The following is a 25959-nucleotide window of genomic DNA, read 5'->3' as shown; positions in this document are numbered from 1 at the left end:
GTAAAGATACAATTACTAAATGTAAAACGTTAGAGATGCAATGGGTTAGGAGCATACTATGAAGAGAGTTGGAAGCAAGAAGAAAATAATATTACCGATTATATTGGTACTGACAGGAGCACTGCTTACCACATCACTTGTGGTGTATAATAATCTTACTAGTGTAAGTGCGGATGCGACGTTTGATGGCGTCACTAATATTGTTAAAAATAAGAACGATACAGGCAGTACCTTCAATATTTTGGAGCTTGTTCCACAAAAAAATATGGGAACAATCGGATATTTGGTCAGTGGTCAGGAGCCGGATGATATAAGTGATAGTGCGCTTTCAGCTATTGTAAGGTATGGTGCTATCGGAACTGATGACAGAGTTAAATATATAAGTGCGCTTAAGAATAAACTTGCATCTATTACATCAGAGCAGAATGATGATTCTAAACCTTTATATTATGAAAATTATGAGGAAAGCTATGTTCAGGGAGATGAAAGCTGGACGGAGCTGACATTGGCAGGCGATGAAGTAATATCTGCTAATACACAAGGCTATTCAATGCAGAATGTTGGCTCCGGAAATGGAGATTATGATTTAGTAAAGTATGTGCCAGTAGGATCAGGTGAAGCATCTGATTCAGGTAAAATGTGTAATCAAAATGTGGATTATTATGTATATCTGGACAAAGATAATACCAATACTAAGGGATATTATAATATAGAATTTAAACAGGTGACACTTCCGGCAGGACAGACAAATAGTGATTATTTTGGTGTTCAAGGAGAGAATGGCACATATATAAATAAAGCATATAAGCTTGTAAAATTTACTGATAAAAATAATAAACAAGTAGATAAGTATGTATATGTACCTTATGACGAGATAGTAAATGACGAGTCATATTATGAAGTTGGGGATGATTCGGTTGTTTTTTGTGCAGATGGTTTAGGAAAGTATGGTGCAGTTTTGAACGAAAAAGAGCCATATGTCAGAGCAGATGAAAACTCTGGTGCATCAATACAAAGCATTTATAATTTTGTGCAAATTGAAAGCAGTGATACATATAGCTATGTTGGTGAAAATAAAGGAACTTATACTCTTAAATCGGATAAGAATGCTAAGCTGGATAAAAAAGTTTCAACGAATAAAATATATTATAAGGGTGGAATAAAGAGTAATGATTGGTTTAGAAATAAGGTTTTAGGTGAAGATAAGAATGTTAAGATAAGAGTTCAGACGGTTACACCAACTGAATTTGATAATATCTCAACGGATTCTATAGATATGCTTTTTATTTCCGAAAGTAGTCTGGATGGAAAAGATACAAGTAAATTTAAGTTTGGAACATGGAACTCAGCTAGTATTGATATAAATGAAAATACTGCAAAAGAAATTTATAAACTGGCGATTAGCGAAAATAAAAAACTTCCAATAGTAATAGATGGAAAAATAGATGAGGATATTAGAAATAATATAAATAATTATCATATAAATTGGTGTCCTAATATATATAAATTAGCAATACTTTTGTCTTGTACAGAACAAAATGATGGTGAAGGTAAGCTGGCTGAAAATTTAGATAGTGTAGATAAAAATCAGGTACAATTTAAATTATTTACTGATTATAAAAATGGATATTTGAGGAATAACATTTATACTATTCCACCATCAGAACAAAATAGTCAGGCATATTTGCTGAATAATTTTATATCTGTGATTACAGATTCAAGCAAAGCAACAGAAAAAGATGGCTGTTCTGAGGTTGCAGCTTATATTAAATCACTAAATAAGAAAAAAAAATCAAATGGTGAAGAATTATTCAATACAGATATAACATTAGCAACTAATTTTAGTTATATAATATCTTTTGTTACGAAAAAAACAAATAAACTAGAGCATTTAAGTGTGTTAGATGTTGAACCTTGTACGATAAATGGAACTGTGCTCAATGGTCAAGGTAAAAATAACAATGTATATTCGCAATTTATTATTTCAAAGCTAAAAAAATGGCTAGGTGGTAGTTGTCCTGATAGTGATAATATAGATTTGAAGGTTGTATCAATGTCTGAATTTATAGGTCGATGTGAAGATCTAAGTAAATATGATATGATATACATGGGATTGTATCCAGTAACGACAGATGGAATGTATATGGGAACACTGAATGTTGAAAATGGAAAGACCGTATACAACGATTCATCAATGAATGGACTTATTTATTCAAATGTTGGAGATATTGTTGTGGTAAGTCCCAAAAACGGACATGCAGGATTGTTACCTACAGATTATAATAAGGATGGAAGTTTAAATTATAAACTGCCTAATGTCAATGATTCAAATTATAATGTTTCGTCAAATACATACAGAGGTTCTGGAAATGATATAACGGATGAAAAAATTAAAAAATTAAATAAGTATTTGAGTGGAAATCATCCAATAGTGTTTGATTATGGCTTTTTTGATGATACAAATGAGTCTAAAGTTAATACTACGTATATTGATAATTGTTCTAAAATGTATAAGTTTGTTTCGTCTGTGTATAATAATGATAATATTGTTAAAGTTGATAGCACCGGTAATCAAGGTGGATTGTATGATATGTTGGCTTTGCAAAAACCACAGATTGAACTACAGAAGCAGAATGTTGTTAGTGATACGAAGAAATATGTTGAACTAGAGAGTAATAATATTACTTTGAAGTTTAATTTGAATAGTGTGGGTGATAATGTAAATAATGATAAAAAATATAAAGTAAGATTCTACATTGATTCAAATTTAGATGGTAAATTTTCAGACAGTGAGGAAATAATAGATAATAGAATGTCTATGTATAAAGATGGAACATGGTTTGCAAAAGAAAACAATGAAGGATATTATATTTTGGCAGATAGTAGTCAATATACATTAGAGTATTCGTTACCGGAAAAATTCAGTGGATTAAAGGAGTGGAAAATAACAGTATCTGATAGTAATAATTTGGACAGATATGACTATGAAGTTGGATTTGTTCATAAAAAAGCAAGTAAGAAAACCACAATAAATATTTTACAAATTAACTGTAATAATGATAATTATATTAGTTTTGAAGAAGTGCAGAGCGGTAAAAATGAAGACAATTATGGAGAGAATACATCATATTTCTTTTTAAATTTATTAAAGGAAGTTGATGACTATACACTAAAATTTAAAACACTTGCATATGAAGATCCGAATCAGTATGCCGAATTGAAAAATTTATGTAGTAATGATGGAAAAGGTCTTGAAAATTATGATATTATTCTCTTAGGATATGGAGAACATTATAATTTGGACAATTCAGATGGTGGAATAGTAACAGCTATAAAAAATTACATTGATAAAGGAAAGGCTGTTGTAGTTACACATGATACAACATCGTACTACAATTACCCGGATAATAATGCATGGGGCTGCGATTTAAATAAGGTTCTTCGTTCGGAAATTGGAATGGATAGGTATGGTGTGACGGAAAATTATAGTGGAGATTCAGCGGATATTCCGTATTTACCGAAAAGCGCAGATAATGGGGCAGGTGTACAGGCTATTCAAAAACAAGGGTTTACATATGCTGATTTAAATGAATTTCAGGAATGCAATTGGACAAACGGACATTATAGATTGTATTATGGCGATTCTTGGGGAAAAAATACAACAAATAGGGCAGAGAGAGTTAATGTTGGACAGATTACCATGTATCCTTTTTCATTATCGTATGATAACCTTCAAAAAGATGATTATTTGGATTCTATAAGAGTAATTGATATTGATGGAGGAGATTATCAGTTAGACTTAAATAGCGATGCTAACGGCGATGGAGAGACAGATTTAGTGGTATGGTATACTTTAAGTCCCAATGGGAGAAGTACACAAGCTGTATATGAAAAATCCAGAAATGATGTAAGAAATAATTATTATATATATACTATGGGCAACATTACTTATTGTGGCAATGGTGTATTAAATAAGAAAGTTATGGGATATCAGTCAATTAATGATTTGCAAGTATTGATTAATTCGATAGTTGCAGCATATGATGCTTCACCACATGCACCGGAAATATCAATTAGAGAGGGTTATGATCCTAACTCAGCAGAAGTTAATACAATTAATTTAACTTTGGATGATGCTATTGCACAAGATAGTCAGAGCAATGATTTGGCTGATGTAGAGAATTCTGAGGGTAAATCAGATTTCAAAAAAGATGTTTATTTTACAGTTAATGATACTAATAGATTAGCCTATCAAGTAAGCACAAAAATCCATACAAAATTTTATATTGAGTGTAACCAAAAAGACTATAAAGAGGGAAATTCTGATTATGAAAAGATAGTTTCTGATAATGGGATAATATACCTTAAAACATTTGATTACGAGATATTTAATGTAAATCAGGATGGTTCTAGCGAAGAAAAACCGATAAGTCCTGATGATGGTGGATTCATAAGGGATTTTTTTGATAATGGTAAGACATACAAGCTGTCAATTCCAGTTAATATTTTGTCTAATGGTCGTAATTCCATAAAAGTATATGCTGTTGCATATTCAGAAATTTGCAAAATGAAAGGTGATAATCCTACTACTATTAATACATCCAAAACTTATAAGTCGTTTGACATTAGACGTTTAGGTCTTGCAGACCTTGACTAACAACAAACCAAAACAAAACAGAGATCAATACATAGATTACCAATCATGTATATGGTCTCTGTTTTAATCTATAAGAAATTTGTAGTAGCATCAATTAACATTTTATTGCAATATACATGGAATCAATAGTATAATAAATACGACATCAATTTCCTTTAAAAAATGAGATTAGGGTAGCATAATATTTTTTAAGTTACTGGTTCTGAATAGTTACAGTTACTGATTGAATAACAGAATAAAGGAGGAGAAAATAAGTAATTAAATATATTGTCAAATGTGATTAAATGTGTTTAAATATACTCAAAGGAGTAAATTATTATGAATACATCAAATATCACAAATTATAAGCCAAAAGATTTTGCTGAACTGTTAGGTGTGTCTGTTAAGACATTGCAACGCTGGGACAGAGAAGGAACTTTAAAGGCAAATCGAACTCCAACTGATAGGCGTTATTATACCTATGACCAGTACCTTCAATTCAAAGGCATAAATATTGAAAATGATAAACGTCAGGTAGTTATTTATGCTAGAGTGTCTACAAGAAATCAAAAAGATGATTTACAGAATCAAGTTGCATTTTTGCGACAGTTTTGTAATGCTAAAGGTATTATTATAGACCAGTGTATTGAGGATTATGGAAGTGGTCTTAATTACAATCGTAAAAAGTGGAATGAATTATTAAATGAAGTAATGGAACAGAAAATAAAAACCATAATAGTAACTCATAAAGATAGATTTATCAGATTTGGTTACGATTGGTTTGAAAAATTCTGTATGAAGTTTAATACAAGCATTGTGGTAGTGAACAACGAAGAACTATCATCACAGGAAGAACTCGTACGGGATATTGTTTCTATACTTCATGTATTCTCTTGCAGGTTGTATGGACTTCGTAAGTATAAAAAACAAATAGAAAGGGATGAGGAAATTGCTAAAGAGCTTCAAGACGGAAATAAATCCGACGATTGAGCAAAAAATCAAGATTAACAAGACTATCGGCACTTGTAGATACGTCTACAATTTTTATCTCAGTTACAACAAAACTTTACACGATAAAGGTGAAAAGTTTATGACTGGCAAGAGTTTCAGCGTATGGCTCAATAATGAGTACATTCCTAATAATCCTGATAAAATATGGATTAAAGAAGCATATTCAAAAGCTGTAAAAAAGTCTATTGAAGATGGATGTACTGCATTTACAAGATTTTTTAAACATCAAAGCGCTTTTCCTAATTTCAAAAAGAAAGGTAAATCTGATGTAAAAATGTATTTCGTAAAGAACAATACTAAAGACTGTAGATGTGAGAGACATAGGTTGAACATACCCACTTTAGGTTGGGTACGCATTAAAGAAAAAGGTTATATACCAACAACTAAAGACGGATGGAAAATCAAAAGCGGTACAGTATCCGTCAAAGCAGACAGATACTATGTGTCAGTTCTTGTAGAAATTCCCGACGTTAAGATTGCTAATAATAGCAATGGTGGTATAGGAATTGACTTGGGTTTAAAAGACTTGGCGATTGTTTCCAATGGTAAAACTTATAAAAATATCAATAAGTCAACAAGAATTAAAAAATTGGAAAAGAAACTGCGTAGAGAACAAAGATGTCTCTCACGAAAATATGAGAACTTAAAGAAAGGAGAGTCCACTCAAAAGAATATACAAAAACAAAAGCTCAAAGTGCAAAGACTTCATCATAAAATAGATAATATCCGTACTGACTATATCAATAAATCAATAGCCGAGATAGTGAAAACCAAGCCATCTTATATCACTATTGAAGACTTGAATGTATCAGGAATGATGAAGAACAGACATCTATCAAAAGCCGTTGCATCACAAAAGTTCTATAAATTTAGAACTGCGCTTAAAGCCAAGTGTGATGAAAATGGTATTGAATTAAGAGTCGTAGACAGATGGTATCCGTCATCCAAAATATGTCACTGCTGTGGTGCTATCAAGAAAGATTTGAAGCTTTCAGATAGAATATATCGTTGTGATTGTGGCTATTTCGAGGATAGGGATTTCAATGCTGCTCTTAATCTAAGAGATGCTTTAACTTACGAAGTTGCATAATAAACGCAAACGTAAGTATGTACTGCGGGCTATCGCAGGAATTTACGACTGTGGAGTGTACACGAACTTGTGAGTAGCGTATTGTTTACAATCGCCAAAGCATACACATCGAAGCAGTAAGAAGTATCCGCAAGGACTTTAATTTCTCGATGTGTTTGAGTATATTTGAACACATTTTGAGTGGCAGGACATGCGATATGAGTACAGCAAAACAGATAGTCATGAATGATTTACTGAATATATCAGATGATGTGCAGGATGAGTTTGAAGTATTAGAGGGATTATATAAATCGATAAAATTAGAAAAAAGCAGAAAATCTGTAATTAATAATGGAACATTATCATCAGATGAGGTTAGAGCCTATTTTTCCAAGAAGTATAAGAAAAATGAGGTGCTTGCATGAAAGTGCGCTGGACTTACGAGGCACTTAAGGATCTCGATGAAATGAAAAATAAGATAATTTAAAACAGAGATCAATACATAGATTACCAATCATGTATATGGTCTCTGTTTTTTAACTGTTTCTTTATACTTTCTTTATTGAATTATCCACGCTTATTGATAAAATAAAAAGTATGCGCACGATTGCGGATATTTTTGCATTCGTGGATGGGGGATAAATTAACCGGAAAGAAAGGAAAAATTTATGAGTAAAATTTTCAAGAATCTGATTCCATACTGGCGATGGATCATATTAATTTTTGTTTTTCTCATTGCTCAGGCTTACTGTGATCTGGCTTTGCCTGCGTACACATCTGATATCATCGATGTGGGTATACAGGATCATGGCATTGAGCATATCCTGCCAGAGGAGATTACCTCGGAGGATTATCAGATGGCACAGACATTTATGCTGTCTGACGAGAAAGAAAAATTTACAGACTGTTACGAGGCGCAGGATGCTTCAAAATCTGATGACAGTGTGGCAAAATACAAGCTGACAGCTGATTCGGACACACTTGATAAGCTGGATGAGGATCTTTTGGTTCCTCTTGTCATGGCATATCAGGCTTTTCAGTCGGGGGAGCAGATGGATGTGGATGCATCGGCTATCCCGCAGGGAGCAGCGCTCGATGATAACATGATAAAACAGATAAGAAGCAAGGTGCAGGACAAAATCGATGCGGTGGGTTCATCTACCTTAAAGTCCATGGGTGTAGCTTTTGCGACAAAGTGTGATGAGAATGCAGGAATCGACGTGGATGCCAATCAGGTTGCTTATCTGTGGAGGGCAGGCGCCAAGATGGCAGCCTTTGCAGCTATTATGCTTATAGCAGCATGTGTTGTAGGCTTTGCGGCTTCAAAGGTCGGTGCCGCTGTCGGCAGGGATTTGAGGGAGAAGACATTTTCAAAGGTTGTAGGTTTTTCAAATGCCGAGATTAACAAATTCTCTACGGCATCACTTATTACGAGAAGCACGAACGATATACAGCAGATTCAGATGGTTACTACTATGATGCTTCGTATGGTGCTTTACGCGCCAATCGTTGGTATCGGTGGTATCATCAAGGTGGCACAGACCAAATCCGGCATGGAGTGGGTGATTGCCATTGCGGTTGCTGCCATCATGGTTTTTATTTTCACACTGGTTGGCATTGCGATGCCAAAGTTCAAGATTATGCAGAGTCTTGTAGACAAGGTAAACCTTGTTTCTCGTGAGATTCTTACAGGTCTTTCCGTTATCAGGGCTTTCGGCCGTGAGAAGGAGGAGGAAAAGAGGTTTGATGAGGCTAACCGTGAGCTTACACGTACACAGCTGTTTACAAACCGTGTCATGACCTTTATGATGCCGGGTATGTCCATGATCATGTACTGCATCACACTTGGCATCGTGTGGGTTGCAGCAGGCAGAATAGACAAGGGTTCTATGCAGGTAGGTACCATGACTGCGTTTATTACATATGCCATGATGATTGTTATGTCATTCCTCATGCTTTCAGCCATGTCCATCATGCTTCCTAGAGCAGGTGTTGCGGCAGAGCGTATTGATGAGGTTATAAGGACAAACAGCACTGTAAATGATCCAAAGGAGCCTGTTACTGAGGCTGATCACAGAGGTGTTATCCGTTTCAACCATGTGGATTTCAGATATCCGGGAGCAAAGGAGGATGTGCTTTCAGACATTGATTTTGTGGCGGAGCCGGGCAAAATCACAGCTATCATCGGAAGTACCGGCTGTGGAAAGTCTACACTTGTAAACCTGATTCCGCGTTTCTATGACGTGACGGGAGGCTCAATAGAGCTTGATGGACACGATATCAGAGACTACACACTAAGCGAGCTTCGCGAGTCAATAGGCTTTGTTCCGCAGAAGGGTATTCTTTTCTCGGGAACCATCGCCTCAAACCTGCGCTTTGGTAAAGCAGACGCGAGTGATGAGCAGATAAAAAAGGCTGCGGATATCGCACAGGCTTCTGAGTTTATCGAGACAAAGAATGACAGGTATGAAAGCTCAATCGCACAGGGCGGCTCAAACGTGTCAGGAGGTCAGAAGCAGAGGCTTGCCATAGCAAGAGCTATCGCAAAGGACCCTCATATCTATGTGTTTGATGACAGCTTTTCAGCACTCGATATGAAGACTGATGCGCGTCTGCGTGCAGCTTTAGCAGAGGTTACAGAGAGTGCTTCCGTCATTATCGTGGCACAGCGTATCAGCACGATTATTCATGCTGACCAGATTCTCGTGCTCGATGACGGTAAAATCGTAGGAAAAGGCACCCACGAGGAGCTTCTTAAAAATTGCGATGTATATATGCAGATTGCACAGTCACAGCTTTCAGCCAGGGAACTTGGACTTGATGATAAGGCGTCAGAAACTGCAACAGACAAAGCGGTAGAAACTGCAACAGATAAAGCGGCAGAAACTGCAACAAAAACAGCAACAGATACTTCGGCTGTATCAGGCTTAGATAATGAAAAGGAGGGCATGTAAGATGAGTGAGAATAATAACGAACAGTTCAAGATGCCTCCTAAGAGGCCAAGAGGGCCAATGGGACATGGCCCCGGAATGGTCACAGAAAAGGCCAGGGATTTTAAGGGCTCTACAAAGAAGCTCATAAAGTATCTCGGCAGATACTGGGCTGCCATCATTGCAGTTATGATATTTGCAGCAGTTTCGACTGTTTTTTCCGTTGCAGGACCGAAGGTCATGGGTAAAGCCACCACTGCGCTTGCCGATGGACTCATGAACAAGATTGCGGGAACAGGCGGCATAGATTTTGATTATATTGCAAAGGTTCTTTTGTTTACGCTGGCTTTATATGTGGTGAGTGCCATCTTTATGTTTGTCCAGGGGCTTATCATGACAGGCATCACGCAGAAGACCTGCTACAGGATGCGTAAGGACATCACGAGTAAAATCAACCGTATGCCGATGAAGTATTTCGAATCAAGGACATATGGTGAGGTACTTTCGCGTATCACAAACGATGTGGACACACTCGGACAGAGCTTGAACCAGAGTATCACACAGATTATTACATCTGTTGCCACTTTGGTCGGTACACTGGTCATGATGCTGTCTATTTCACCGCTCATGACTCTGATTTCACTCGTTATCCTGCCAGTTTCGATGATACTTATTTCGTTTGTCATAAAGCATTCACAGAAATACTTCAGACAGCAGCAGGAGTATCTGGGACACATCAACGGACAGGTCGAGGAGGTGTACGGAGGCCACCTCGTCATAAAGGCATATAATAAAGAGGCTGAGACTGTAAAGACCTTCAAGGAGGCCAACAATGTGCTCTACAAATCCGCATGGAAATCACAGTTCCTCTCAGGACTTATGATGCCTATCATGCAGTTTGTAGGAAACTTAGGATATGCGGGAGTAGCCATCTCAGGTGGTATACTTGCCATAAAGAATGTCATCACAATCGGTGATATCCAGGCATTTATACAGTATGTGAAGAATTTCACACAGCCAATCCAGCAGATAGCGCAGGTGGCAAACCAGCTTCAGTCGATGGCGGCTGCATCTGAGCGTGTATTTGAGTTCCTGGAGGAAGAGGAAGAGGATATTACAGTGGAAAATCCTGTAAAGCTTGACCATATCGAGGGAAGCGTGGAGTTTTCGCATGTACACTTTGGATACAATCCTGACCAGATTATCGTTAAGGATTTTTCCGCAAAGGTTAAGCCGGGGCAGCAGGTAGCTATTGTTGGACCGACAGGAGCAGGAAAGACCACCATGGTCAAGCTCCTTATGAGATTTTATGATGTAAGCTCAGGTGCCATCCTCGTAGATGGACATGACATCAGGGATTACAACAGAACAGATCTGCGAGATGCATTTGGCATGGTATTGCAGGACACATGGCTCTTTAAGGGCACCATTATGGAAAATATCCGCTACGGCCGTCTTGATGCCACAGATGAGGAGGTCATCGCGGCAGCAAAGGCAGCACATGCCCATCACTTTATCCAGACACTGCCGGGTGGCTACGATATGGAGCTCAACGAGGATGCATCCAATGTGTCACAGGGACAAAAGCAGCTTTTGACTATCGCAAGAGCTATCCTTGCAGATAATCCAATCCTTATCCTTGATGAGGCTACATCCTCTGTCGATACACGTACAGAAATCCGTATCCAGAAGGCACTCGACAATCTGATGAAGGGCAGAACAAGCTTTGTCATCGCCCACAGGCTGTCTACTATCAAGAATGCCGATATGATTCTTGTCATGAAGGACGGAGACATTATCGAGCAGGGTACACATGATGAGCTTCTTGCAAAGAACGGATTTTACGCAGAGCTGTATAACTCTCAGTTTGAAGAATAGAGAAAGCACGGGTATCGTGCGGTTTTGCGAATATGCGTGGGGCTGAATGGTTACATAAAATTTAAAAAAAAATACGCTCTCGACAAAATTCGACAAAATGTGTTATCATAAAAGAATACAATTTGTTTTGACATGACAGTAATTGGTGGCATAGGAGAGTTTAATGGACACTTTAAATGTCGCAGAAGCAGACGAAAAGAAAAACATGCTAAGTTTATTGAAGGGCATGGAATTTTTAGGAACAGCAAAGAGTAGTGATGAAGCATACAGCATGATAAATGGTAATGCCGGTTCTGATGTGGTACTTGTGTATGTAAAGAGGGCATCCGGTGACAAGGAGCCGCTTGACGATACATATTTGGAGAAAAAATCACTTGAAACGCAGGTTACGGATATCATTCATGAGATAGGAGTTCCCGCTCATATCAAGGGCTATCAGTATCTGAGGACTGCGATTGTGATGTGCGTGGAGGATATGGAGATGCTTAGCTCTATCACTAAGCTTTTGTATCCGACGATTGCAAAGAAATATAAGACTACCTCAAGCAGGGTGGAGAGAGCCATAAGACATGCTATAGAGGTGGCGTGGAGCAGAGGAAGGATGGATACAATTGACTCCATGTTTGGATACACGGTCAATTATGGCAAGGGAAAGCCTACCAATTCAGAGTTTATCGCTCTTATTACAGACAGAATACGTCTGGGAATGTAGATTTGCAGCTTAAAACAGCACAAAAATCGTCATTATAGACAAATAAAACCATGTTTTAACAAAATTAACTAGGCAAAATGTACTTTCACGTGATATAATATAGTATACATTCTATTTGTATAGTGTATAGGATGTATATTATATTTTTATCAGATTAGTTGAAATATAGTAATCTGGCGGGGAGGTATCAGCATGGAAAAAACTAAAATACTAATGGCCGCATCAGAGGCAATACCTTATATGAAGACAGGTGGACTTGCAGATGTAGTGGGGTCTTTACCAAAGTATTTTGACAGGGACAGATATGACGTGAGGGTTATTCTGCCGAAGTACAAATGCATGAGTGAGGATTTACTGCAGCAGCTTAAGTTTATCTGTCATTTTTATGTGAATCTCAACTGGCGCAGGCAGTATGCAGGGATTTTTATGTCACAGTATGATGGAGTGACTTATTATTTTGTGGACAATGAGTTTTACTTTGCAGGAGATAAGCCATACAACAATATATATGAGGATGTTGAAAAATTTGCATTTTTTTCAAAGGCTGTACTTGAGGCTTTGCCTGTAATAGATTTTGCACCGGATGTGATACATTGTAACGACTGGCAGACAGGACTGTTGCCTGTATTTCTAAAGACTGTATATGGCTCTGACAACTTTTATGCAGGAATCAAAACTGTCTTTACCATTCACAATATGAAGTTTCAGGGGCGCTGGAAAATCAAAGAGGTTGCTGATGTTACTGGACTTCCGGAGCATATTTTCAATTCAGGAGAGCTCGAGTTTTACGGGGAGGCTAATTATCTGAAGGGCGGTATTGTATATGCGGATGAAGTGACTACAGTCAGCCCTACATATGCCGATGAGATATGTACACCTGAGGGTGGCGAGGGCTTAGACGGCCTGATGCTTGAGAGACGAAGACATCTGAGGGGAATTGTAAACGGCATAGATTATGAAGTTTATAATCCTATGAAGGACAAATATATTTATAAAAATTTCTCAGTCAGAAATACAAGTGGAAAGATTGCAGACAAGAGAAACTTACAGGAGAAAGAGGGTCTTAAGGTTGACAAGGATGCAATGCTCATCGGTATTGTATCGCGTATAACAAACCAAAAGGGCTTTGATCTTGTAGCATATATGATGGAGGAAATGCTTTCCACAATGAATGTGCAGTTTGCAGTGCTTGGAACAGGCGAAGAGCAGTATGTGGATATGTTCAATTACTTCCATGACAAATATCCTGATAAGCTCAGTGTATTTATTGGATATTCGGAGGAAAAGGCGCATGAGATTTATGCAGGCTGTGATGCCTTTTTGATGCCTTCACTTTTTGAGCCGTGTGGACTGAGCCAGCTTATGTCAATGAGATATGGAACACTACCGATTGTCAGGGAGACAGGAGGACTAAAGGATACAGTGCAGCCTTATAATGAATATGAGGATGTGGGAACCGGATTCTCATTTTCGAATTTTAATGCACATGATATGCTGCATGTCATCCAATATGCTTTTGATGTTTTCACGAATCACAAGGACAGATGGCATGAGATGATAGAACGCGCCATGAGGCAGGACTTCTCATGGAATTCATCTGCGGCAGAGTATGAGAAGCTTTATGACATGCTTGCCGGCAATTAAAACAGTAATTATCAAAGTACCGGATGCATATTCAATATATGCTATCCGGTACTTTTGGGTTAGTATACAGTGTCGGTTTTGCAGTCGTATATATAGTATCGTTCACCGAGTATCTCGTCATCACGTATTTCTGAGGCATTTACCTCGCAGATAAATTCACTCAGATTGTGAATATCAATTCTGTCGTCCAGGGGCATCACAAGAAACTCGTGTATGCTGCTCGGAATGAGCAGCAGGTTTCCGCCAAGCTTTTTGGAGAGAGAGTGAAGAATGCCGGGATATAGTATGGCAGAGGCTCCGTTGGAGCGCCTTTTATTAGTCAGTATATATATCGGCAGATCTTCAAAATCACCCATTTCCTTAAGCGTCTGGGCATATTCGGGACATTTGTCAGAGATGAATTCAGCCATATTGATAAGTGAGAAGGGCAGTATCTCCGGGGTGTTTTTCAGCGCAACACGTATGAGCTCTTCCATGTCTGCTCCCCAACTGTTAAACAGTGCGTCAGTGATAGTTATGGTGCCGTATTCGGGCAGATCTGGACCGACATAAAGCTGGAAAACAATTGCAAAGTCCAGATATTTTATGTGCGGCACATGCTGCAACATTTTTTTGTTTTTTTCGTAGTTGATAAGGTGGATAATAATCTTGTCCTTAGCTTTTGAAAAATCTTTACAGAAGCCTATGTCAAAATCTTCAGTTGGTTTGTATTGATTGTAGGTGGATAAAATTGCATCGAGAATAGAATCAATCGATACACCATCAAGATACCAGTGATAGTATGGATTGAGATAAATGGTCGGTGCTATGTTGAACTTTGGATTGATTATCATCAATCCATCATAAACATTCCCGTTGTTTTTCTCAACAGGATGGATGCTGAGCTTGAAATTGTCATCAAGCCTGGAAGTTATTTCAGTTTCAATAGTTTGTAAAAACTCCGTATATTTCATGTCTCTCCTTATGAAGAGCATAAGCTATCGGATCTCGTGGAAAAATAAAACCCACGAAGCATGGCGCTTCGTGGGTTTTACTGTATCATTGTTTGGTGAAGTTTGCAATATGTATTTTTGTACAATTTTTAGACTTCATTTTTGTGACATCATACAAAATATAGCTGCGCAATTCATTTTTAATCCGATTTGAGCCTCTGCCACAGTGTGTTGTAAAGAGTTGCGTCATCATCATTTAAAGCTCTGTATACTTCACAGTTTTTGAGCATATCGGAAGGAGGATTAATCGCTTCATTTTCCTTTGTTTCCTCATCCTGGTTGTCGATGACAGACTGGATAGGTGATGCATAGTATACATATTCAAAGTTGAGCTGTGCCGGCTCATCACCGCAGATATAGTTTAAAAATTCCTGTGCACCCTCTTTATTCTTGCATGTCTTTGGAATAAACCATGAGTCAATCCAGAGGTTTGAGCCCTCTTTTGGTACGATATAGTCCAGGTTATCGTTTTCAGCCATGGCTGCAGCAGCCTCACCGGAGTAGCACACTGCGATTGCAGCATTTTCCGCCACCATCTCATCACAGGTTTCATCCACGTAGTAGGCGAGCACGTCACTGCTTTGTTTGTTCAGTATATCAAATGCTTCATCGAGCTTTGCTGTGTCTGTCTCGTTTATCGAGTAGCCAAGTGTGCGAAGGGCGGGAGTAAAGGCATCACGGACAGAATTAATCATAATCATGTTGTCCTTGTATTTGCCGTTCCACAGGCAGTCCCAGGTATTTAGGTCTGATGCATCAGCCATCTTTTTATTGTATAGTATGCCGAGTGTGCCGTAGAAATAAGGCACAGTGTATTCATGTGTCGGGTCAAAGGATGCGGACATGTCGATTATATCCTGATTTACATTTTGATAGTTTGGCATTGAGCTGTAGTCTATCTTGTTGACTTCACCCTCACTTATGAGCTTCTCGATGATGTAGTCAGAGGTGCAGATGACATCGTAATCGATGGCACCAGACTTGTACTTTGTGTACATCTCCTCAGGCTCTTCGTATTCCTCGTATTTAATGGTGATTCCGGTTTCCTGCTCGAAGCTGTCGATTACTGATTCATCGATGTATTTACCGTAGTTTAGCACTGTTATGGTATTGTCATTGTTCGTGCTTCCGGCGCTTATGGTAAATACCGAAAAGCAGCCGATTACGAGTACTGCAACAATTGCGATGCTCACACTACGCTTTACGATGCGCAGCTTTTTAGCCCTTGCAGGCTTCTTTGAGGCGCTGACAGGTATCTGGTTTGAGTTGATGTTTACCACAACCAAAAGCAGCAGCACTGTGAAGAAAAGTATGGTTGACAGAGCATACAGCTCCGGCTTTACACCCTTTTTTAGCTCTGTGTAGAGCATGGTTGAGAGTGTGTTTACTCCGGCACCCTTCGTAAAGTAGGTGATGGAGAAGTCATCGAGTGACATTGTGACCGCCATCATAAAGCCGGAGAACACTCCGGGGCTTATTTCAGGCCAGGTGACCTTGAAAAATGCATATAGAGGTGATGCGCCCAGGTCAAGTGCGGCCTCATAGGTGTATTTGTTGGTCTGCTTGAGCTTTGGAAGCACATTGAGTATTACATAAGGGATATTGAACGTGATGTGTGCGATAAGCACTGTCACAAAGCCCAGATTCATGAATTTTACAAACAAAAGCATCATTGAGATACCGGTCACGATATCTGCATTGAGCATCGGGATGTTTGTAGCGCCCAGATAGATTGTCTGGTTACGTTTCTTCATGGCGCTTATACCCATGGCTGCGAGAGTTCCTATTATTGTAGAAATCACAGCTGCAAGCAGCGTAATCTGCAGTGTTGTAGAAAATGCCGACATAATCCGCTCACTCTGAAAGCACTTTATGTACCAGTCGAGCGTGAAGCCTCCCCATTTAACCTTGGATTTGGAGTTGTTGAAGGAGAGTACTATTAATACAAGGATAGGTAGATACAGAAACAAAAAAATCAGTCCCATATATACCCTTGATGCTGTTTTTTTTACCATAATGCGCTCTGGTCTCCTTCCTTATCAAACAGATTGACGAGTGCCATGCTGATTAATACGAATACCATGAGCACGAGTGAGAGACCGCTTCCTGCGCCCCACTGCGAGCCATGGACGAAATCCTGTTCTATGATATTTCCGATGAGCAGTACCTTGCCGCCACCGAGTATCTGTGAGATGGCAAAGGATGTGAGTGATGGCACGAAAACCATTACGATTCCGCTTATGACACCGGAAACTGTAAGTGGCAGTATGATCTTGAAAAATATTGTGACTTTGTTTGCACCGAGGTCAAGAGCCGCCTCAATCCAGTCGTTTTTGATTCTGGTCATGGAGTTGTATATAGGCAGCAGCATGAATGGCAGAAAGTCATAGACCATGCCAAGCACGACTGCTCCGGAGGTATTCATGATGTTGAAGCCCGGCAGTCCGAGAGTGGTGAGTATCGAGTTGATGACACCGTTTTTGGACAAAAGCTGCTTCCATGCGAGTATTCGAAGCATAAAGTTCATCCACATAGGAAGCATGAAAACAAATACCACAAAGCTTTGGTTTTTAATCTTTAAACCGTTTAAAATCATCGCAAGCGGATAGGACAGCACCAGGCATATTATGGTGCATATGATTCCAAGCCGTAGGGATAAAAGCAGTGCCTTGATATTGGTGTGCTGTGCTATTGCAGCCACATATTCAAATGTGAAGCCTCCGTCAGAGCCTTTAAACGCATAGTACACAATCATGAAAAGCGGAAGTATGATAAATCCGATAATCCATATGAGGTACGGCCCTGCGAGCAGCTGTTTCTTTATTTTAGACATCTATCTCCACCGCCTTTTCATCTGAGGACTCAGGCTTGTGCATTACCTGGATATTAAATGGAATCACCTTGATACCCACATGACTGCCAACCTCTACATATTTGGTGGTGTGTACCATCCAGTCGTAGCCGTTTGCCTTTACCTCAAGCTCATAGTGCACTCCCTTGAAGATATTTGACACGACATCGCCCTGCATGTAGCCGTCCTCCGCAGGCACCAGCTCCACATCCTCCGGGCGGATGACTATATCGACAGGCGTGTTCTCACCAAAGCCCTCGTCCACACAAGGCATCTTTACACCGAGTATCTCTACAAGCTTATCCTTTATCATAACACCGTCGATGATATTACTGTGCCCGATAAAGTCAGCGACAAAGGCATTTTCAGGCTCATTGTAAATGTCCTCTGGTGTGCCAATCTGCTGGATATAGCCCTGATTCATGACCACGATGGTGTCAGACATGGTAAGCGCCTCCTCCTGGTCGTGTGTGACGTAGACGAAGGTGATACCGAGCTCATTTTTTAAGCGGATAAGCTCATACTGCATGCTCTGGCGCAGCTTTAAGTCGAGAGCGCCAAGCGGCTCGTCTAACAGCAGTACCTTAGGCTCGTTTACAATAGCTCTTGCAATAGCGATACGCTGCTGCTGGCCTCCACTAAGAGAATCCACAGAGCGGTTTTCAAAGCCGTCGAGATTGACGAGCTTTAATGCATACTTTATTTTGTCATCTATGTAAGCCTTGCTTTTTTTCTTTATTTTAAGACCAAACGCGATGTTTTCAGCTATTGTCATATGAGGGAAAAGAGAGTATTTCTGGAAAACAGTGTTCAGATTTCTCTCGTTTGCAGGCACATTTGTGATGTCCTTTGAATCAAACATGATTTTTCCCTTGTCCGGTGTCTCAAAGCCACCGAGCATGCGAAGTGTGGTGGTCTTTCCGCAGCCTGATGGTCCAAGCAGCGTCAGAAATTCATTCTCCCTGATGTATAGATTTAAATCGTCGAGTACAACATTGCCGTTGTATGACTTTGTGATATCGATAAAATCAATTAATTTCTTTACCATGGTGTAAACCTTTCTCATGTAATTATAGTACTGGTAGGACCTGTATGTTTATAATTTGCTGCTGTACACACTAAAAATGTGGCCGGCAGTAATTACAGCCCTATAAAAGAGCTTCTGCAGGGGAACGTCAGAAGCTTGGAGGATTGCTGATCCATATGAGCATGGCATCCTTTGAAGATTTATTTTCAATAAAATGCTTCTTACCAGCTTTAAAATAAAAGGACTCACCGGCCTTTACGGTGTGCACTTTGCCACCATAGCAAAGCTTCACTGTGCCCTTTATCACATATCCAAACTCCTCACACTCCTGAGGCAGATATATTTCAGAACTGCCACCCGGATGAAGAGTGAGCCTGACAGGCTCCATGGAGCGGGTCTGTGCGTTTGGAATGATCCATTCCACCTTGCTGTTTTTTTCCTCGTCAATTTTCTCGAAGTAGTCGTTTGCCTTGTATACAATCTGCTCAGGTTCCGAATCGGTAAAAAACTCCGCCGGTGTCATACCCAGGCACTGGATGATATCAAGCAGGGTGCCGACTGACGGTGAATTCTGATTTCGCTCGAGCTGGGAGATAAATCCCTTCGTCAGCTCAGCCCTGTCAGCAAGCTCCTGCTGGGTAAGTCCGTACTGGATACGAAGCTCCTTCATACGATGTCCGATATCCATGTTTACTTCCCTTCTAATATACTTTATGTCATATTTCCTGTAGGGTTAATAATAGATTTTTTGTTTACTAAAAATAAACCAACGAGATAATTCTAATATATTTTTTATAAATGTCAAGAGGGATTTTTTAGAGAAACCTATTGCGGATCATACAAAGACAATAGATAGAGCAAAAGATAAATTGAGAAAAATGGGAAAAAAATAAAAATCGTAAAAAAACACCTCATTCAGTTTGAATGAGGTGTTTTTTTGAGAAGCCGATAACCGGGATCGAACCGGTGGCCTACGCATTACGAGTGCGTCGCTCTACCTACTGAGCCATATCGGCAAGCTATATTATAGTATCAGATATAAGAGTGTATGTCAAATCAAAATTTTGAGTTGAAATTTTTAGAGAGATAATTATAGAAAGGTATTGACATTAAAATGTATATAGTGTATATATAACACATAAACAGTTAATAAATACAGTACGGAGGTAGCATATGAAGCTGATGCAAAATTCAGGAGTGCCCATCTATCAGCAGATAGCGGACAGCTTCAAGACAGATATTTTGGCCGGCAGGTATGAGCAGGGGGAGTTCCTTCCGTCGATAAGAGGACTGGCGAAGGATCTGAAAATCAGTGTGATAACCACGATGAAGGCTTATGAGCAGCTTGCAGATGAGGGGCTTATCACAGCGGCGCAGGGCAAGGGCTTTTATGTCAATGCACAGGACAGCGAGATGATAAAGGAACAGCACCTGCGCAAGGTGGAGGAGTCGCTGACAGACGCGATAGCCGCGGCTGAGGTAGCAGGAATCTCTAACGACGAGCTTAAGGGAATGCTTGAGGCATTATTAGTTCTTATTAAACGATGATATGAAAATGAATAAGGAGAAATGAAAATGACAACAAAGAATGTAATTGAGGCAGCAAAAATCACAAAGAAGCTTAAAAACTTCACACTGGATGTGGAGAATTTCGCAATACCACAGGGCTTTGCGACAGCCTTAATCGGAGAAAACGGAGCAGGAAAGACAACACTTTTAAATATCCTGGCAGGAATCAGGCTTGACTATAAAGGTGAAATCACATACTTTGGACAGTATTCCGACAAACAGAAGGAAAACTCGGGAGATATTAAAAACCGCATAGGCTACACAGGTCCGGGCAAGTATTATCTGCCACAGTGGACAGTTAAAGATATCGAGGAAATCAGCAAGCTGATGTTTGATGATTTTTCCGCAGATGATTTTCACAGATATTGTGAGGAGCTTGCAATATTTTCACATGGCAGCATTGATATGAAGAAAGCCAACAGTTCATTTTCGGATGGTATGAAGATGAAGCTCATGCTGGCAGGAGTCATGGCGCGAAAGACAGACCTTCTTTTGCTGGATGAGCCGGCATCGCCGCTTGATCCGCTGATGAGAGATAAGCTGTGCCAGATGATTGGCGAGTATATCCATGAGGGCAACGGTAAGCGTAGCGTATTTTTCTCTACGCACAATATCTCAGATATGGAAAATATCACCGATTATGCCATTATAATGGAAAACGGACAGATTGTGGAGCAGGGATTTGTCGAGGATTTGAAGGAAAAATATATCCTGATTAAAGGAGATGCAGCAGATACAGAGGCTGCCGGTAAGGTGCTTTATTCAATGACCAAAAATCCGTATGGCTTCGAGGGCATATGCTTGGCGGAAAACATAGATAAGCTTGCAGGACTTAATGTGACAAAGGAGATTCCGACACTTTACCAGATAAGCGTTGCGGTCATGAAAAATAACACAAAGATTGTGATGCGCTAGTGCGAGGTGAGGTGTTATGGAAAAAAAGTCAGGAAGTATGAATGAAAAAATGTTTTCACAGGAACATGATACTGAAAGAACAATTAATAAAAAAGATAACAAAGCAAAGAATGAAGTTCTAACATACATCAGGGATTACCGTGTTATGACTAATCTCAAGTATCGTCTGATAACAAATATACTGATTCCTCTTTTAGCAATTTTTACATCAATGCTAATTGCTCGTTCAAAAACAGTCTGGGCATGGATAGGAGTTATAGTAATTGTTTATGATTTTTATATGATGTGCGAGGTGGTGCAGGACTATTTCTGCTTCGGCTGTATGTGCAAGAAGAATGCATTTGGCATGCATTTTTTAAAGACAGGGTTTGATGGGGTAAAGCACTTTGAAAATGCAGTTCTTGTGGATATACTTGTGAGACCGATTCGTATTGGAATTACAATACTCATTGCTTCAATGCTATTTATTAAATTTGGAGTTAATATCTGGTCGATATTTGATATTATTATGATATCTTCAATTGTGTCGGTTGGCTCGTTAAATATATTCAGATACATGGATATGGGAATGTATATTTATCTGCTTGCGCTTATAGTTATCTTACCGGCAATTGCAGGTAGTATAGCTGTTTTGATTTATGGTGGTACACTGAAGTTTATTGCACCTTTACTTGCGGTAGCACTCGTTTGTGTGATAGCAGCGACATACTATCACATGGTGGTTCGTATCCGCAGATCATATGTTGATGTGTAGAGGCTCTTTAAATTGGAAGTATATTTGAAAAAGTATATTTGAAAAGGAGAAATATTATGCTGAAAGATATTAAATTAGGATTTAAATTATTGAGATATGGCTATAAACTGAAGTTGAATGTGATCATGCTTGTATTCTTTGCAATAATCGGAATTGCATCCGATATAATTAGCAAGGGAACTTCCATCATAGGTGGTATATACTTTATGATGTGCGGGATGTTCACATTTCAGCTCATCATGTCGATGGATGTGTCAGAGCTTATCCAGTCCACATCACTGAAAAAGAAGCTGCAGATATACATTCCGGTGATGTCAAGCACGGTAATCAATCTTGTTGTTTTTACATTTTTGGTAATAGAAAGAGTCATTCTGATACAGAATTCCGTAGCAGATAAGAAACAGCTTATCTTCACACTTTTTACGATCGATGTTGTGCTGTTGACAGTATATCTGTACACAAGCATATGCTATAAGTATTTTGTACTTGGTTTTATCGTATTCATGGTTTTGTTTATGGGCGTTTTTACTGTGCTTTCAGGAGTGGCGTTTGTGCCGGTTTCTAATGTTGTTTTTAAGCTTGGACTCCCGGTGGTGGCATTGCTAGGCTATATTGCTATTTTTGCAGGTGGGGCGTTTGAGATATTGATAGGAGAGCTGCTTTACAAGAAGCCTTTGTCAGAATTCGCATTCAGAGGATTTTTCCGTGATGCAAAGTAGTGATGTTACTGTTCCCACATAACAGTGTGACCAGCAACATAGTGATTTCAAAAAATAAGAAATATTTGTGTAAAAACATTGAAAAAATGATCGCTTTGTAGTATGTTATCATTGTCGGTGCAAAAGCCGGCAATGAGACTAATTAACATATTATCAGGAGAAAAATATATTAAATGGATAGTGACAGTTATAGTAAACAACAGTTAGACGATTTGTTTATGGATATGATTGCCTACTATGATGGCGATCCAAAGAGAATCCAGCATTTCACCAAGGTGCACAGCTATGCAAGGCTTATCGGTATAGGAGAGGAGCTTGATGATGCCTCGCTTTTTATACTTGAGGCAGCGGCTTACACACACGATATCGGCATACGTATGGCGGAGGAAAAGTATGGCAGGTGCGATGGGAAGCTTCAGGAGCAGGAGGGACCGATAATCGCCCAGAAGATGCTTTCACAGCTTGGCTTCGAGAATTACATAGTTGAAAGAATATGTTTTCTCATAGGTCACCATCACACATATGACAATATAGATGGTCTTGATTATCAGATACTCGTTGAGGCTGATTTCCTCGTAAATCTGTATGAGGATGATGCGGGAAACCGTGCAATCAACAAGGCATACAAGCGCATATTCAAGACTGAAACAGGAAAAAAGATTTTTAGACTAATGTTCGGATATGAAGAAGAGGATTAGTATGAGCCGGGCCGGGAGGAGACTTCCGGCCCTTGTTCTTATTATGCAGCTTATATCAGAAATAGTAATTAATCAGAATAGTAAATATGCACAATAGTTACCTGAAATAATATTTTGGGATATGTCAAAAAATTTGAATTTTGAGAAAGAAATAATATAATATGGCAAACAAAATAAATTATCAAAAATTAATGGAAGATTTAATAAAAGAAAATTGCATGGACAATAACTGCACTCCACGTCTTTTGCTTCATAGCTGCTGTGGACCGTGCAGCACATACTGCATACAGACGCTCTCGGAGTATTTTAAGGTGACGGTATTTTATTACAATCCAAACATTTATCCGCCAGAGGAGTATCACATGAGAGCACAGGAGCAGAAGCGATTTATAGATGAGTTTCCGGTGAAAAATCCGGTTCATTTTGTGGAGGGTGTGTACGACACCAAGCGCTTTTACGATATGGCACGCGGCATGGAGACTGTGCCTGAGGGCGGGGAGAGGTGCTTTAAGTGCTACAGGCTGCGTCTTGAGGAGAGTGCACAGTATGCAAGGGAGCATGGCTTTGATTTTTTTACTACGACACTTTCCATCAGCCCGTTGAAGAATGTCGAAAAGCTCAATGAGATAGGAAAAGACTTAGAGAGCCAATATGGAGTGCGATATCTTTTCTCTGATTTTAAGAAGAAAGAGGGATATAAAAAGTCAACGGAGATATCAAAGCAGTATGATATGTACAGGCAGTACTACTGCGGCTGTGTATTTTCCAAGGAGCAGCGTGACAGAGAGATTGCAGCACGTGGGTGAAAATGTGGTTGCGTGACAGCAAAAATTATTATATAATTTAGCACAATAAAGCGGCTGTTTAGAGCAGGCGGCGGTATCACATCTTATTTTTTATATAATACATTGTGATACATGAAAATAAATCATCATTTAACAATCAAGGAGGAATCTCATGGCACAGTTATGGGGAGGACGTTTCACAAAGGAGACAGATCAGCTCGTTTACAATTTCAATGCGTCCATTTCATTTGATCAGAAGTTTTATAAAGAGGATATAGAGGGTAGCATCGCCCATGTCACGATGCTTGGAAAGCAGGGCATCATCTCACAGGCAGAGAGCAACGATATAGTGGCTTGCCTAAAGCAGATACTTAAGGAGGTAGAGTCAGGGGAGCTTGAAATCAGCTCAAAGTATGAGGATATCCACAGCTTCGTTGAGGCTACACTCATAGACAGGCTTGGTGACACAGGAAAGAAGCTTCACACAGGCCGAAGCAGAAACGACCAGGTAGCTCTCGACATGCGTCTTTTCACCAGAAAGACTGTGAAGGAGACTGATAATGAGCTTAAGGAGCTTTTAGCTGTTATCCTTAAGATTATGAAGGAAAACACACAGACTATCATGCCGGGCTTTACGCATCTGCAGAAGGCCCAGCCAATCACTCTGGCTCACCATATGGGCGCATATTTTGAGATGTTTAAGAGAGACAGATCAAGACTGTGCGATATATATAAGAGAATGAACTATTGTCCGCTTGGCTCAGGAGCACTCGCAGGCACTACATATCCGCTTGATAGGGACTATACAGCACAGCTTCTGGATTTTTACGGACCGACACTTAACAGTATGGACGGTGTGTCAGACAGAGATTATCTGATTGAGTTTTTATCGGCTCTTTCAACTATCATGATGCATCTGTCACGTTTTTCTGAGGAAATTATCATATGGAATTCAAATGAGTACCAGTTTGTTGAGATTGACGATGCGTACAGTACAGGAAGCTCAATCATGCCACAGAAGAAAAATCCTGATATAGCAGAGCTTGTCAGAGGAAAGACAGGCCGTGTATACGGTGCGCTCATGTCGCTTCTCACCACCATGAAGGGTATTCCGCTTGCGTACAACAAGGATATGCAGGAGGACAAGGAGCTGGCATTTGATGCATTCGACACTGCAAAGGGATGTATCGCACTTTTTACAGGAATGATTGATACAATGAAGTTTAACAAGGACGTGATGAGAAAGAGTGCAAACAATGGCTTTACAAATGCCACAGATGCAGCTGATTATCTCGTTAAAAAGGGTGTACCGTTCAGGGATGCACATGGCATTGTAGGAAGAATAGTGCTTTACTGCATCGACAAGGGCATTGCAATCGACGATATGAGCATCGACGAGCTCAAGGCTATCTCTCTGGTATTTGAGGAGGATGTATTTGATGCCATTTCAATGGAGACCTGTGTCAGCACAAGGTGTACAGTTGGAGCACCATCAAAGACATCAATGGACAAGGTAATTGCCGTTTACGACGAGTATATGAAGTCAAATTGGCAGGATGAAGTGTAGTTTTTGTGCATATTTTATAAAAAACAGGGAGAAAAATTATTAATTTAATATAGTTTTTTCCTTGTTTTTCATTAGAGTTTCAAGTAATATATTTCCTATAAAGACAGTTGTACGCGACGGACGGACAAAACATGATTTTAATGTCAAAGTATAGTGTATGACATGGTCGAAGAAATTATAGAAGATAGGGAGATTAGAGTA

At 39.4% G+C, this 25959-nt stretch carries 19 protein-coding genes, 1 tRNA gene and 1 pseudogene; 15 read left to right on the top strand and 6 right to left on the bottom strand.

Translation table 11 applies throughout. From position 1 onward, the window contains the following. Positions 1-58 precede the first annotated feature (58 nt). The 8 genes and pseudogenes from ACTQ1L_RS03240 (at position 59) to glgA (ending at position 13881) form a co-directional block, all read left to right on the top strand. The gene (locus ACTQ1L_RS03240; protein WP_441365420.1) at positions 59-4657 is read left to right on the top strand and encodes a DUF5057 domain-containing protein; all 4599 of its coding nucleotides are present in this window, start codon (positions 59-61) and stop codon (positions 4655-4657) included. A gap of 333 nt (positions 4658-4990) precedes the next feature. Beyond that, the gene (locus ACTQ1L_RS03235; protein WP_441365493.1) at positions 4991-5626 is read left to right on the top strand and encodes an IS607 family transposase; all 636 of its coding nucleotides are present in this window, start codon (positions 4991-4993) and stop codon (positions 5624-5626) included. Then, on the top strand, positions 5577-6737 hold the full coding sequence (locus ACTQ1L_RS03230; protein WP_441365419.1) for an RNA-guided endonuclease InsQ/TnpB family protein: 1161 nt from the start codon (positions 5577-5579) through the stop codon (positions 6735-6737). The genes ACTQ1L_RS03235 and ACTQ1L_RS03230 overlap by 50 nt, the downstream gene beginning before the upstream one ends. Positions 6738-6934: 197 nt before the next feature. Next, positions 6935-7141, top strand: coding sequence for a hypothetical protein (locus tag ACTQ1L_RS03225; RefSeq protein WP_321110104.1), 207 nt, complete (start codon positions 6935-6937; stop codon positions 7139-7141). Positions 7142-7384: 243 nt separating this feature from the next. Then, complete coding sequence (locus ACTQ1L_RS03220; protein WP_441365418.1) at positions 7385-9670, top strand: ABC transporter ATP-binding protein; 2286 nt, start codon at positions 7385-7387, stop codon at positions 9668-9670. Position 9671: 1 nt separating this feature from the next. Next, complete coding sequence (locus ACTQ1L_RS03215) at positions 9672-11525, top strand: ABC transporter ATP-binding protein (protein WP_441365417.1); 1854 nt, start codon at positions 9672-9674, stop codon at positions 11523-11525. 364 nt (positions 11526-11889) lie between these two features. Beyond that, positions 11890-12237: pseudogene (gene spo0A, locus ACTQ1L_RS03210) on the top strand (sporulation transcription factor Spo0A); the annotation flags it as partial. A gap of 192 nt (positions 12238-12429) precedes the next feature. After that, complete coding sequence (gene glgA, locus ACTQ1L_RS03205; RefSeq protein WP_441365416.1) at positions 12430-13881, top strand: glycogen synthase GlgA; 1452 nt, start codon at positions 12430-12432, stop codon at positions 13879-13881. 59 nt (positions 13882-13940) lie between these two features. Here the strand turns inward: glgA and ACTQ1L_RS03200 are convergent, their stop codons facing one another. The 6 genes from ACTQ1L_RS03200 to ACTQ1L_RS03175 form a co-directional block, all read right to left on the bottom strand. Then, the gene (locus ACTQ1L_RS03200; RefSeq protein WP_321110100.1) at positions 13941-14834 is read right to left on the bottom strand and encodes a DUF5688 family protein; all 894 of its coding nucleotides are present in this window, start codon (positions 14832-14834) and stop codon (positions 13941-13943) included. 179 nt (positions 14835-15013) lie between these two features. Beyond that, entirely contained in the window at positions 15014-16888 is a 1875-nt protein-coding gene (locus ACTQ1L_RS03195) for an extracellular solute-binding protein (RefSeq protein ID WP_441365415.1), read from the bottom strand. Then, a complete protein-coding gene (locus ACTQ1L_RS03190; protein ID WP_015569472.1) occupies positions 16882-17706 on the bottom strand; it encodes an ABC transporter permease in 825 nt (274 codons plus the stop codon). The genes ACTQ1L_RS03195 and ACTQ1L_RS03190 overlap by 7 nt, the downstream gene beginning before the upstream one ends. After that, positions 17699-18772, bottom strand: coding sequence for an ABC transporter ATP-binding protein (locus ACTQ1L_RS03185; RefSeq protein WP_441365414.1), 1074 nt, complete (start codon positions 18770-18772; stop codon positions 17699-17701). Before ACTQ1L_RS03185 ends, ACTQ1L_RS03190 begins: the two co-directional genes overlap by 8 nt. A 127-nt stretch (positions 18773-18899) precedes the next feature. After that, positions 18900-19439, bottom strand: a complete 540-nt coding sequence (locus ACTQ1L_RS03180; protein WP_321110097.1) for a helix-turn-helix domain-containing protein — start codon at positions 19437-19439, stop codon at positions 18900-18902. A gap of 255 nt (positions 19440-19694) precedes the next feature. Beyond that, positions 19695-19767, bottom strand: a tRNA-Thr gene (locus tag ACTQ1L_RS03175). Between the two features lie 157 nt (positions 19768-19924). On the opposite strand from ACTQ1L_RS03175, the gene ACTQ1L_RS03170 reads away from it, so the two are divergent. The 7 genes from ACTQ1L_RS03170 to argH all read left to right on the top strand — a co-directional run bounded on the left by ACTQ1L_RS03170 (position 19925) and on the right by argH (position 25758). Next, entirely contained in the window at positions 19925-20299 is a 375-nt protein-coding gene (locus ACTQ1L_RS03170; RefSeq protein ID WP_441365413.1) for a GntR family transcriptional regulator, read from the top strand. 27 nt (positions 20300-20326) lie between these two features. Next, a complete protein-coding gene (locus ACTQ1L_RS03165; protein WP_321110096.1) occupies positions 20327-21235 on the top strand; it encodes an ABC transporter ATP-binding protein in 909 nt (302 codons plus the stop codon). 16 nt (positions 21236-21251) lie between these two features. Beyond that, the gene (locus tag ACTQ1L_RS03160) at positions 21252-21989 is read left to right on the top strand and encodes a hypothetical protein (protein ID WP_441365412.1); all 738 of its coding nucleotides are present in this window, start codon (positions 21252-21254) and stop codon (positions 21987-21989) included. 56 nt (positions 21990-22045) lie between these two features. Continuing rightward, on the top strand, positions 22046-22708 hold the full coding sequence (locus tag ACTQ1L_RS03155; protein ID WP_441365411.1) for a hypothetical protein: 663 nt from the start codon (positions 22046-22048) through the stop codon (positions 22706-22708). 173 nt (positions 22709-22881) lie between these two features. Continuing rightward, entirely contained in the window at positions 22882-23406 is a 525-nt protein-coding gene (locus tag ACTQ1L_RS03150; protein WP_441365410.1) for an HD domain-containing protein, read from the top strand. 161 nt (positions 23407-23567) lie between these two features. Further along, positions 23568-24212 (top strand): epoxyqueuosine reductase QueH, encoded by a 645-nt coding sequence (locus ACTQ1L_RS03145; protein ID WP_441365409.1) that lies wholly within the window; start codon positions 23568-23570, stop codon positions 24210-24212. A gap of 151 nt (positions 24213-24363) precedes the next feature. Then, positions 24364-25758, top strand: coding sequence for an argininosuccinate lyase (gene argH, locus ACTQ1L_RS03140; protein WP_441365408.1), 1395 nt, complete (start codon positions 24364-24366; stop codon positions 25756-25758). Positions 25759-25959 lie beyond the last annotated feature (201 nt).

The organism is Agathobacter sp. LCP21S3_B2, from assembly GCF_052118705.1.
GTDB lineage: Bacteria > Bacillota > Clostridia > Lachnospirales > Lachnospiraceae > Roseburia.
Note: the sequence above shows the minus strand (reverse complement) of the source record. Positions and strands in the feature narration are given on the sequence as shown.

What these genes read in the sequence shown, in the direction of transcription:
- ACTQ1L_RS03160 (WP_441365412.1), top strand. Translation starts at nt 21,252, where the DNA reads ATGGAAAAAAAGTCAGGAAGTATGAATGAAAAAATGTTTTCACAGGAA.
- ACTQ1L_RS03190 (WP_015569472.1), bottom strand. Translation starts at nt 17,706, where the DNA reads ATGTCTAAAATAAAGAAACAGCTGCTCGCAGGGCCGTACCTCATATGG.
- ACTQ1L_RS03225 (WP_321110104.1), top strand. Translation starts at nt 6,935, where the DNA reads ATGAGTACAGCAAAACAGATAGTCATGAATGATTTACTGAATATATCA.
- ACTQ1L_RS03165 (WP_321110096.1), top strand. Translation starts at nt 20,327, where the DNA reads ATGACAACAAAGAATGTAATTGAGGCAGCAAAAATCACAAAGAAGCTT.
- glgA (WP_441365416.1), top strand. Translation starts at nt 12,430, where the DNA reads ATGGAAAAAACTAAAATACTAATGGCCGCATCAGAGGCAATACCTTAT.
- ACTQ1L_RS03145 (WP_441365409.1), top strand. Translation starts at nt 23,568, where the DNA reads ATGGCAAACAAAATAAATTATCAAAAATTAATGGAAGATTTAATAAAA.
- ACTQ1L_RS03230 (WP_441365419.1), top strand. Translation starts at nt 5,577, where the DNA reads ATGAGGAAATTGCTAAAGAGCTTCAAGACGGAAATAAATCCGACGATT.
- ACTQ1L_RS03155 (WP_441365411.1), top strand. Translation starts at nt 22,046, where the DNA reads ATGCTGAAAGATATTAAATTAGGATTTAAATTATTGAGATATGGCTAT.
- ACTQ1L_RS03170 (WP_441365413.1), top strand. Translation starts at nt 19,925, where the DNA reads ATGAAGCTGATGCAAAATTCAGGAGTGCCCATCTATCAGCAGATAGCG.
- ACTQ1L_RS03215 (WP_441365417.1), top strand. Translation starts at nt 9,672, where the DNA reads ATGAGTGAGAATAATAACGAACAGTTCAAGATGCCTCCTAAGAGGCCA.
- ACTQ1L_RS03150 (WP_441365410.1), top strand. Translation starts at nt 22,882, where the DNA reads ATGGATAGTGACAGTTATAGTAAACAACAGTTAGACGATTTGTTTATG.
- ACTQ1L_RS03240 (WP_441365420.1), top strand. Translation starts at nt 59, where the DNA reads ATGAAGAGAGTTGGAAGCAAGAAGAAAATAATATTACCGATTATATTG.
- ACTQ1L_RS03195 (WP_441365415.1), bottom strand. Translation starts at nt 16,888, where the DNA reads ATGGTAAAAAAAACAGCATCAAGGGTATATATGGGACTGATTTTTTTG.
- ACTQ1L_RS03200 (WP_321110100.1), bottom strand. Translation starts at nt 14,834, where the DNA reads ATGAAATATACGGAGTTTTTACAAACTATTGAAACTGAAATAACTTCC.
- ACTQ1L_RS03220 (WP_441365418.1), top strand. Translation starts at nt 7,385, where the DNA reads ATGAGTAAAATTTTCAAGAATCTGATTCCATACTGGCGATGGATCATA.
- ACTQ1L_RS03180 (WP_321110097.1), bottom strand. Translation starts at nt 19,439, where the DNA reads ATGGATATCGGACATCGTATGAAGGAGCTTCGTATCCAGTACGGACTT.
- argH (WP_441365408.1), top strand. Translation starts at nt 24,364, where the DNA reads ATGGCACAGTTATGGGGAGGACGTTTCACAAAGGAGACAGATCAGCTC.
- ACTQ1L_RS03185 (WP_441365414.1), bottom strand. Translation starts at nt 18,772, where the DNA reads ATGGTAAAGAAATTAATTGATTTTATCGATATCACAAAGTCATACAAC.